This is a genomic window from Bradyrhizobium sp. AS23.2 (assembly GCF_001908185.1).
Lineage (GTDB): Bacteria > Pseudomonadota > Alphaproteobacteria > Rhizobiales > Xanthobacteraceae > Bradyrhizobium.
On the sequence record NZ_LGHM01000081.1, the window covers coordinates 20,195 to 30,389 of the forward strand.

Consider the following 10,195-nt stretch of genomic DNA (forward strand, 5'->3'; position numbering starts at 1 on the left):
CTCTGTCACCTTGATCGGCGAACGCGCGATGGCTGCCGTGACGGTTTCCACAGCCTGAGGATAGCGCGCCAGAGTCTGCATCATGGTCCGCAGAAAATTGATCACCCGACGAGCAAGAGGCAGATGAGGCGCCACAACCATGAACGCCATCGTCGCGGGTATGGCAACGAGCAGTCCAGCTTCAGGCTCCGCATGCGGACGGAGAGACGTGATCAGCGAATGCATTCCGATGACGAGAAACACATAGAAGACCACGGCGATCGCGACGTAGGCGAGGACCCCGAAGTAATAGCGATCGCGGTTTACGCCATAGCGGATTTCCATGATCTCGAAGGGAGCGTGAAAGTCGATCGCGCTGACGATGCAGATCGCGATCGCACCGAGGCAGAGAGCAACGACGGACGGGTCAAGGCCCTGCATTGGTGACACTCACTATGATCCGGCTCGGTCCACGAAAATCTCCCCGTCGAGGCCGCGCATATACAGCACCGGCGAAATCCATTCGGCGAATTGCCGCGCCTTCAATTCGGCCCGGGTATGCGCCAGCGCCGCCTGAATCGATACGTTGTCGGCGAGATAGGTGTAGAACGTATCGGCAAACGCGAGACCCATATTATCGCTGATTTCAAACTGCATGGCGATCACTGCAGGGACGCCTCCCTGAATGAGCTCCGCAGCGGTGCTCGAAAACAGGGAGCCAGGTTCGCCTTGCGCCCCGCTGCAGGAGTTCAGGACGACGAGACTTGGCGTTTGGCCGGGCTGGGTAAGAAACGTCTTCAGCGCGTCGGCATAGAGCCTGGCCCCTCTCGACCCGCCCTCCTCCTGGACCACAACGAAGCCCATTTGCCGATCCGGATCGTGTCCACCGTGACCGATGAAGTGAAACAGGTCCCACCGCTTGCCTTCATCTCCCCTCAGGAAGCGGCGGTTGAGATCGCGGGCCTTCGCCGACGGAATCCAGGACAGCTTCAGCCTTTTGCCGTCATTCAACTCGCTCAGCGCGTTCTTGATTGCGACCTGCTCGGCGTCGACCTCGATCTCGTCCAGCGGGAAACCGTTCAGGACCTTGACCCGCGCAGCCATGCCCAGCATCCGTATCGGCCTTGCCGCGCACATCCGGCGTTCCTCGCCATAGTCGTCAACGGCGCGCGTGAACGGCGTGCTCTGGGATGTCGTGACATAGAAGCGGTTCTTCTTGTCATACATTGTTTCCCACGGCACGTAGGCGAGCGTGGGATCGCTGACCCGCAGGCGGATCAGGAACGGCTCATCGTCTCTTCGCGCCGCCTGGGAGCATTCCTGATAGAGTTCGAGGATCTTTCGCTGAAAGATGAAGTCGAAGAGTTGCGAGCCGACTTCCTGCACGATCCGTTCGTCCGATCCCGCGGTCAGACTTCCGGCAGCGTCTCGGATAGCGGGTCTTGCCTCATCACCGCCATTTGCCGTGGCAGCATTCTCGTTTCGCGGACGTAGCGCCGCCTCGGCGCTACGCGCGCCAGAGGACTGGAGGATCGCTTCCTGCAGCGGCCTCAGGTTCTGACGAAAACTCGGCTTGAGCTTCTCGACTTCGATCTCGCGGCTCGACGAATTGTAGTCCGCGATAATGCGGCAATGGTTTTCACCACAATCTTCAATGGTCAGATTGAAAACGACTTTCGCCACGACGCAACCCTCAGCCGCGCACATGCCAGCGCAAAAATCGCGCCTGCAAAAAGTCTACACCGGACAGAAAGGCGCGCAACGGTTGAATGGAGGGCGTTGTGCCGCAGCATCTCAACACTCTGAGCGCCTGGGACGGCGCAGGCCGCACCCGCTATGTCCGGTATCATTCTCCCTATCTACGGTAGCCGGCATTCCGCCGGTCCACCTGTTCTTCGTTCGGGCGGTCCACCGTCTCAGATACACGCCTCGATTGCATTTCGATCGAATAATCGTCAACAGCACGAACAACGAGTTCGGGCCGGCTGCCCGGAGTTTTCTAGCGCGATTTCTCCGGCATGACTGTGAGCCGCTTCACAACCTCTTGTCTTGTTGCCCCTCCCGGCCGGCTGTGTCGACGCCGACGCGAGGGATTTCGGATTATGCGATTGTTACTCCTGGCCCTGTCTTACCCGACTGTCAATGTGATCAGCGGGGCAACCATCGCGGCAAATCGTCTAGCGGCTCGCCTTGAAGGTCTCCCATCGCGCCTCCCGCTCCATCCGATATTTCGGAGCCTGCTGAGCGGACAGGCTTTCACGGCGTAGTACCTCGCCGCAGGACTCGCACATCGGGCCAAGCCCCGCAGGCTTGCCGCATGTCAGATGCGTATAGTTCACAGCACGCCCCTCCCTTGGCGATTTGCACCAGGTCTCGCCCCAGGCACGCAGTGCCAGGATAACGGGATAGAACGCCTCGCCCTTCTCGGTCAGTTGATATTCATGGCGTAGCGGCCGCTTGCTGTAGACGCGCCGCTTCACCAGCCCGTCCGCTTCTAACTTCTTCAATCGGGTGGTTATCATCTGGGGCGTTCCGCCGGTCTGCGCCTGTATCTCCTCGAAGCGGTGCATCCGCATGAAGAGCTCGCGCAGGATCAGGACCGTCCAGCGATCGCCAACGACGGTCTCGGCGCGCGCGACCGGACAGAGTGTTTGGTCAGTCATGTTGTCTCTCTTTGCCTTCATCACGTTTTCTTCATCGCGCTTGTTACTATGATTTTCATAGCAATATAAGACCGCGTCGGTTCAAATGCAACGGGCAGCCTCGGGCGCCCGGTCCGTCAACAGAGGAGCGAGCCATGACCACCGCAACCAAGGACCAGAAGCCGGACACGGTCGACATGAAGCTGGAGGTCTCCGTCATCCCTGTTTCCGACGTCGATGCCGCCAAGCGCTTCTACGAAAAGCTGGGTTGGAGACTCGATGCCGATTTCGTGAGGCCTGATGGGTCCCGCGCCGTTCAATTCACGCCGCCCGGCTCTCCAACCTCGATCCAGCTCGGCACCGGACCGGCATTGCCGCACTTCCTCGTCGTGAACGACATCGAGGCTGCACGCGGCAAGCTCATTTCGAGCGGCGTTGATGTAAGCGAAGTCTTCCACAGTGGCCCGCAGGGCCGCATTCCCGGTCCCGATCCGGACCGTCCCAGCTACGGGTCGCTGGCCACGTTCAGCGATCGGGACGGAAATGTCTGGTTGCTTCAGCAGGTCACGCAGCGGCTGCCGGGGCGCGTCAGCTCGGATCGAACGTCATTCACCTCGCCCGCCGATCTCTCTGCGGCGCTCCGGCGCGCCGCCGCAGCACACGGCAAACACGAGACGCGGACCGGCGGGCACGATGCGAACTGGCCGGACTGGTATGCCGACTACATCGTCCGCGAGCAGACCGGCCAAAAGCTGCCTGAGTGACGCCAATGCAACAGGCCGCCTGGCGGCCCGAGGAGGCAACAATGACCGAGACCACCTATCCACGCGACAAGACCGCCCTGCTTTTCGTCGACCCCTACAACGATTTCCTGTCCGAGGGCGGCAAGGTCTATCCGCGCATCAAGCCGATCGCCGATGAGGTCGGGCTGCTCGACAACCTTCGCCGGCTGGACGGCGCTATCCGCGCTGCGGGAATCCAAGTCGTGATCGTCCCGCACCGTCGCTGGGAGCCGGGCGATTATGAGACATGGGATCATCCCAATCCGACCCAGCGATCGATCATGCATCGTCACAGCTTCGCGCGTGGCGAATGGGGTGGAGAATGGCATCCGGACTTTGCGCCGAAGCCCGGCGACCTCGTTGGCCACGAGCACTGGGGCCAAAGCGGCTTTGCCAATACCGACCTCGACTTCCTGCTGAAGCAGAAGGGCATCACGCATGTGATCGTCGTCGGATTGCTCGCCAACACGTGCATCGAGTCCACATCACGTTATGCGATGGAGCTGGGCTACCACGTCACGCTGGTGCGTGATGCCACCGCTGCATTCTCCCATGAGATGATGCAGGCCGCCCATGAGCTGAACGGCCCGACCTACGCTCACGCCATATTCACCACGACCGAGGTGATTGCGGCTGTGCAGCAGGAGCGCGCACAGCCCGCCCTAACGGTATCTCACAAAGCATAACAGGCAATTCCCGCACTTCCGTGGGACGATCACGGGACGAAACGCCAAGGCGAAGTCAACCGGAGCAAGGGAGGGGTTCAATGACAACGTTTATCAATCCGCCGGCCGCTGCTGCTGCCGCATTGTCGAGCTCCGAGACCATCGATCATGACAGGCGCAAGTTCATGACCACTGCCGCGGCGGGGATCGTGGCCGCCAGCGCCGCCGGCCTATTCCCCATCCACGAGGCTTCCGCCGCAACGAGCGACGCGATCCGCCCTTTCAAGATCAATATCCCTGAAAAGGCGCTAGTCGACCTGCGTCATCGTCTGGCCGCGACCCGCTGGCCCGACAAGGAGACCGTCGACGACGATTCCCAGGGCGTGCCTCAGGCGATGCTGCGCGAACTCGTCCGCTACTGGCAGACCGATTACGACTGGCGCAAGGTCGAGTCCCGGCTCAACGCGTTGCCGCAGCATCTGACCGAGATCGACGGCCTCGATATCCATTTCCTCCACATCCGTTCGAAGCACAACAATGCGCTGCCGATGATCGTGACGCATGGCTGGCCCGGCTCCGTCATCGAGCAGCTCAAGATCATCGATCCCCTGACCAATCCGACCGCGCATGGCGGCAGCGCCGAGGACGCCTTCCATCTCGTCATCCCGTCGATGCCCGGCTACGGATTTTCGGGTAAGCCGACCACCACCGGCTGGGATCCGCAGCGCATCGCGCGGGCCTGGGTCGTGCTGATGAAGCGCCTCGGTTACGGCAAGTTCGTCGCGCAGGGTGGCGATTGGGGCTCGCCCGTCTCGAACGAGATGGCGAAGCTCGGCGCGCCGGAATTGGTCGGCATCCATGTCAACCTGCCCGGCGTCGTTCCACCGGAGATCTTCAAGGCGGTGGCATCCGGCGAATCCGCTCCGGCCGATCTGTCTGAAGAAGAGAAGCACGCCTTCGCCCAGCTCAAGATCCAGTTCACGAAGCGACGTGCCTATGCGCAAATCATGGGAACGCGCCCGCAGACCCTGACGGGCTTTGCAGATTCGCCGGCCGGCCTTGCGGCCTGGTTGCTCGACCATGGCGATGGCTACGCCCAGCCGGCCTCGGCGATGACCTCGGCGGTCGCAGGCCATACGGTCAACGGGCACTCCGCGGGCGCGCTGACGCGCGACGACGTGCTCGACAACATCTCGCTGTACTGGCTGACCAATACGGCCATCTCCTCAGCTCGCCTGTACTGGGAGAACAAGACAAACCTCTATCTGCCGGCCAATGTCCCGATCCCTGCGGCCGTGACGGCGTTTCCAGGCGAGAGCTTCGTGGCCCCCCGAAGCTGGGCCGAGAAGGCCTATCCCAAACTGATCTACTTCCATCAGGCCGAGGCCGGCGGTCACTTCGCGGCATGGGAGCAGCCCGCCATTTTCAGCAGAGAGGTGCGCGACGCGTTCCGGTCCCTGCGCAATTCGACCTGATTGAACGGCAGCCGACGTCCACCAACGCCCGACTGGAACCACCCGGCGCAGTCCTCGCCCGAGACCGAGTGGTACGCATCCACAGTAAAGCCGGTGTAGGTCTCTCTTGTTAACCTGCTCCCGGTCACCGCCGATACAGTCGGCAGACCTTACCTCCAAGGGCCTGACCCAGCCGCCGCTGCAGTCATTGACCCGATCATGGAGGCGATCGTCGACGCGAGACCTGCACCTGCAACATAGTCTCGCGACTTACCCGAAATAACCGTAGACTCCGTCCCACAACAGCTTCAGCGCCAATGCCAGGCTCGCGTTGCCGAGTTGGCTAAACTATCGTCGCGACCGCCCTACGGAGGTTCAAGAGCATGGCGGTCAAGCAAAGCCGGCCATAAATACTGATTGCGGAAACTGGAAATAAAACACCATGGCTTTCTTGACAGCGAGCGCGGTTGGATTCGCGTTCGCCTATCTCTTGGGATCCACGCCCACGGGCTATCTGGCGGGAAGAGTCCTCAAGGGCATTGATATTCGAGAGCATGGTTCCAGATCCACCGGGGCGACGAATGTGTTGCGGACTCTCGGCAAATGGCCGGCGTTGGCGGTGCTCGTCGCCGACGTGCTGAAGGGCGTCGGGGCCATCATCGTTGCCCGCTCGTTCTGTCCCTGGCTCCATGCACAGTTTTCCTCAACGCCGCTGACAGCGCTTGATCTGCAAATCTGGGGGCCACGGACTGTTTGCCTGGCCGGAATTGCCGTGCTGTTGGGGCATAGCCGCTCGATTTGGTTGAACTTTACGGGCGGCGAATCCGCTGCGACCGGGCTGGGGGTGCTGCTGGCGATGTCGTGGCCAGTCGGATTGGGCGCTGCGGCGGCCTTTGGCATCGTGCTGGCTATTGCCCGGATTGTTTCCCTCAGCTCGATACTCGCGTCACTGACGGCAATCGTTCTCGTCTGCGGTTTTGAGCACCCTTTTTCCTACCGGCTTCTGGTCATCGGAGGCGGCATCTACGTGATCGTTCGCCATCGTGCCAACATTCAGCGGCTATTTGCGCGGAAGGAGCCACGCTTGGGTCAACGTAGCCCGGATATGAAAGCAGAAGCGCAAGTCTAGCGTAGCGTCTTCCGGAAATTCGATAGCGCATCTGGGCCGCCCTTAGCCAAGCTCGGCGCGGCCGGTGCCTTTTCGACCGAGAAGACCAAGCCGATTGAGAAATTGGTCGGGCGGGCATCGATCACGACCAGACAATTCGTCGAGGATTTCAAGGCAGCGTTTAGCTGAGGAGCGATCGTGCGCGTCGGGCTGAACTATCAATCCACTGATCTGATTACGGCGACTTCGGCCATTGGGCCCTGAGCCGATGTGCAGCGAAAGCTCTCGCATGTCCGCTATCAAAAGACAGAGCGGACCAAGCACTTGGCAGCCTCAGACTTCCGCTTCTGGTCCCCTCCCGGTCATCGAGCCGCCCACGATCTATGCCAATGGTGAGCATGAGCGCGACGGCCGGGCGACGGCACGCCGGCGCTTCCATCCGGTTTCACGTGTTGCCTCCGGGATACACTCATAGGCTATCGATGTTTTCCGCAAGTTGAATCCTGCCGTCCAGATTGTATCGTTCGACAAATTTTGCTGACTTCGCCGCTGGCGAATAAACCTTGGAATCGTTCTGGGGCAAGTGCCTGGGGCTAATCCAAGGTGAAGAGGTTTCGGATCGACGGCCGGTGCGGCGCTGGCAAGCGCCAAATGGTGCGCATCGCCGCCCGCGTGCTGGTTCCGGCTCTCGCAATCGTCCTGCTGGACGGCGAGGTGGCACACGCCGACTGCACGCCCCAGGCCGCCAGCAACGTGACGGCCGACTGTACGGGCGACACCGTCAATCAGGGTGGCGGCGCGCCCGGCACCAGCGCCGGATCCAACGGCTACGGCACCGGAGTTGAGACCGGCATCACCGTCAACGTTGCCAACGGCGCCAGGGTTATCGGCAGCAATGGTGGCATCGACGCTGCCACTGTGACTGTGACCAACAATGCCGGCGCCAGCATCACGGGCGGCGCGTACGGCATCAACGCCACGGGCGGTTCTGCCAATGTCACCAATTCCGGCACCATCACCGGCAACGGCATCGGCATCCCCTCCTCCGGCATTTCCGCCCAATTCGACGCGACGGTGACCAACAATGCGGGCGCCAGCATCACGGGCGGCAGTTGGGGCATCAACGCCGGCACCAACGCGACGGTGACCAACCATGCCGGGGCCAGCATCACGGGCGGCTTCTCGGGAATTGCCACCGGCACCAATGCGACGGTGACCAACAATGCCGGCGCCAGCATCACGGGCGGCGTCGTCGGAATTACCACAATCACCGACGTGACGGTGACCAACAATGCCGGCGGAAGCATCACGGGAGCCTGGTACGGCATTTTAGCTAACGGTTCTGCCAATGTCACCAATTCCGGCAGCATTGCCGGCACCGCCTACGACGGCATCGCCGCCGGCAGCAAGGTGACGGTGACCAACAATGCCGGCGGAAGCATCACGGGAGCCTGGTACGGCATTATCGCCAGCGCCGGTGGATCTTCGGTCTTCAACGCCGGCACCATCAGCGGGGGCACCGCGGCGATCCAGTTTTCCGGCCGCGGCAACACGCTGACGCTGGCGCCGGGCTCGGTCACATCGGGCAATGTGCTCGGCACCGGCAGCGATGTTTTTCAGCTCGGCGGCACGGGCAGCGCCACGTTCGATGTATCGGCGATCGGTCCTGCCGCGCAGTATCGGGGCTTCGGCACCTTCAACAAGATCGGCAATTCGACCTGGACGCTGACTGGCACCAGCACCTTTGCAGGCCCGGTGAACGTCAACGGCGGCACGTTGGCGGTGAACGGCGACATCACCTCCGCAAGCGGCGTCACCGTCAATGCCGGCGGCACGCTCGGCGGCAACGGCACCGTCGGCAACACCATCATCAATGGCGGCACGCTAGCGCCTGGCAATTCGATCGGCACACTCGCCGTCAACGGCAGCCTGACGCTGACGGCGTCGGCGACTTACCTCGTTCAGGTGTCCGGCAGCACGTCCGACAAGACCATCGTGACCGGCACCGCCAATCTCGCCGGCCAGGTCGTGGTCGCTCCGCTGACCGTTGTCACGCAGAAAACCACCTACACAATCCTGACCTCATCAGCCCTCACCGGGACATTCGGCTCCGCCGTGGTGGGAAACTACCTGGCCCGCAATCCGCAGCTCACCTACCTCGGTGGCAGCGTACTGCTGTCGCTCGATCCCGGCCTGCTGTCGCCGATCCTGCCGGCGAATGCCAACGTCAATCAAAGGAGCGTGGCGGACGCGATCGACAATGCCCTGCTCGCCGGCAACAATCTGTCCACCGCGTTCAGCGCGATCTTCAATCTCTCCGGTGCCAACCTTCTCGCCGGGCTGACGCAACTCTCCGGCGAGAGCGCGACCGGCACGCAGCAGACGACGTTCCAGGCGATGGACCAGTTCCTGGGGGTGATGACCGACCCCTTCATCGCAGGGCGCGGCACCCCCGTCAGCGCCGGCGGAAATCCCAATGCCTATGCCGAGGAGAGCATGGCTTACGCCGCCAAGGGGCAGGCGGCGCGTTCGCAGAGCGAGCGCGACGCCTACGCGCTGTTCACCAAGGCGCCGCTGGCAAAAACCTATGATCCGCGCTGGAGCGTGTGGGTGTCGGGCTTTGGCGGGTCGCAGCGGACCGACGGCAACACGGCGGTGGGGTCGAACAATTCGACCAGCAGCATCTATGGCACCGCGGTTGGCGCGGACTATCGCCTCTCCTCGAACACGCTCGCTGGTTTCGCGCTCGCCGGCGGCGGCACCAGCTTTGGCGTCAGCGGCCTCGGCGGGGGGCGCTCCGATCTCTTCCAGGCCGGCGCCTATCTGCGCCACATCAACGGTCCGGCCTATATCTCGGCGGCGCTGGCCCATGGGTGGCAGGACATCACCACCGACCGCACGGTGACGGTTGCCGGCGTTGATCGGCTCCGCGCCGAGTTCAATGCCAATGCCTATTCCGGTCGGCTCGAAGGCGGCTATCGCTTTGTCACCCAAGGCGTCGGTCTCACGCCCTATGCCGCCGGACAGTTCACGACGTTCGACCTGCCGGCCTATGCCGAGCAGGCCCTGGCGGGCGCCAGCACCTTTGCGCTCGCCTATGGCGCCAAGAGCGTCACCGATACCCGGTCCGAACTCGGCCTCCGCACCGACAAGTCCGTCGCCATGCAGAACGGCGTCCTGACACTACGTGGCCGTCTCGCCTGGGCGCATGACTTCAATCCGGACCGCAGTGTCGCCGCCACGTTCCAGACGTTGCCCGGCGCGAGCTTTGTCGCCAACGGCGCAGCGCTGGCGTCGGATTCGGCGCTGACCACCGCCTCGATTGAGATGAAATGGCTGAACGGCTGGTCGGCCGCAGGCACATTCGAGGGCGAGTTCTCGAACGTCACGCGCTCCTATGCCGGCAAGGGCGTCGTGCGCTACGCGTGGTGATACGTCGGCTTCTGGGTCTTGGCTGTGTGAAAACGCAACGGCGCTTGATGACGATAGAAGAAGCTATTCGTCCACGACCTTCTTAACCCCCAAACTCGCAAGCGCGACCAACTTAAAGCACGAAATGAAGAAT

General features: G+C 62.3%; 8 protein-coding genes. 6 read left to right on the forward strand and 2 right to left on the reverse strand.

The features are described from left to right. Nucleotides 1-219: 219 nt before the first annotated feature. A complete protein-coding gene (locus tag AC630_RS18460; RefSeq protein ID WP_143198136.1) occupies nt 220-426 on the forward strand; it encodes a hypothetical protein in 207 nt (68 codons plus the stop codon). Between the two features lie 6 nt (nt 427-432). Here AC630_RS18460 and AC630_RS18465 read toward each other — a convergent pair whose 3' ends face one another. Then, nucleotides 433-1,662 carry a CHAT domain-containing protein gene (locus AC630_RS18465; RefSeq protein WP_074119919.1) on the reverse strand — a complete coding sequence of 410 codons (1,230 nt, stop codon included), beginning with the start codon at nt 1,660-1,662 and terminating at the stop codon, nt 433-435. A 494-nt stretch (nt 1,663-2,156) separates the two neighbouring features. After that, entirely contained in the window at nt 2,157-2,642 is a 486-nt protein-coding gene (locus tag AC630_RS18470; protein WP_502691523.1) for a winged helix-turn-helix transcriptional regulator, read from the reverse strand. A 134-nt stretch (nt 2,643-2,776) separates the two neighbouring features. On the opposite strand from AC630_RS18470, the gene AC630_RS18475 reads away from it, so the two are divergent. From AC630_RS18475 to AC630_RS18495, 5 genes are all read left to right on the forward strand, one after another. After that, nucleotides 2,777-3,385, forward strand: coding sequence for a VOC family protein (locus AC630_RS18475; RefSeq protein ID WP_074119921.1), 609 nt, complete (start codon nt 2,777-2,779; stop codon nt 3,383-3,385). A 41-nt stretch (nt 3,386-3,426) separates the two neighbouring features. After that, nucleotides 3,427-4,089, forward strand: a complete 663-nt coding sequence (locus AC630_RS18480) for a cysteine hydrolase family protein (RefSeq protein ID WP_074119922.1) — start codon at nt 3,427-3,429, stop codon at nt 4,087-4,089. 80 nt (nt 4,090-4,169) lie between these two features. Next, nucleotides 4,170-5,543, forward strand: a complete 1,374-nt coding sequence (locus tag AC630_RS18485; RefSeq protein WP_074119923.1) for an epoxide hydrolase family protein — start codon at nt 4,170-4,172, stop codon at nt 5,541-5,543. A 421-nt stretch (nt 5,544-5,964) separates the two neighbouring features. Then, nucleotides 5,965-6,651 carry a glycerol-3-phosphate 1-O-acyltransferase PlsY gene (gene plsY, locus AC630_RS18490; protein WP_074119924.1) on the forward strand — a complete coding sequence of 229 codons (687 nt, stop codon included), beginning with the start codon at nt 5,965-5,967 and terminating at the stop codon, nt 6,649-6,651. A gap of 582 nt (nt 6,652-7,233) precedes the next feature. Next, entirely contained in the window at nt 7,234-10,062 is a 2,829-nt protein-coding gene (locus AC630_RS18495; RefSeq protein WP_245330439.1) for an autotransporter outer membrane beta-barrel domain-containing protein, read from the forward strand. Nucleotides 10,063-10,195 lie beyond the last annotated feature (133 nt).

Bases quoted from the DNA above. Each gene is read 5' to 3' on its own strand.
- AC630_RS18460 (WP_143198136.1), top strand. From the start codon at position 220: ATGCATTCCGATGACGAGAAACACATAGAAGACCACGGCGATCGCGAC.
- AC630_RS18470 (WP_502691523.1), bottom strand. From the start codon at position 2,642: ATGACTGACCAAACACTCTGTCCGGTCGCGCGCGCCGAGACCGTCGTT.
- AC630_RS18475 (WP_074119921.1), top strand. From the start codon at position 2,777: ATGACCACCGCAACCAAGGACCAGAAGCCGGACACGGTCGACATGAAG.
- AC630_RS18480 (WP_074119922.1), top strand. From the start codon at position 3,427: ATGACCGAGACCACCTATCCACGCGACAAGACCGCCCTGCTTTTCGTC.
- AC630_RS18485 (WP_074119923.1), top strand. From the start codon at position 4,170: ATGACAACGTTTATCAATCCGCCGGCCGCTGCTGCTGCCGCATTGTCG.
- plsY (WP_074119924.1), top strand. From the start codon at position 5,965: ATGGCTTTCTTGACAGCGAGCGCGGTTGGATTCGCGTTCGCCTATCTC.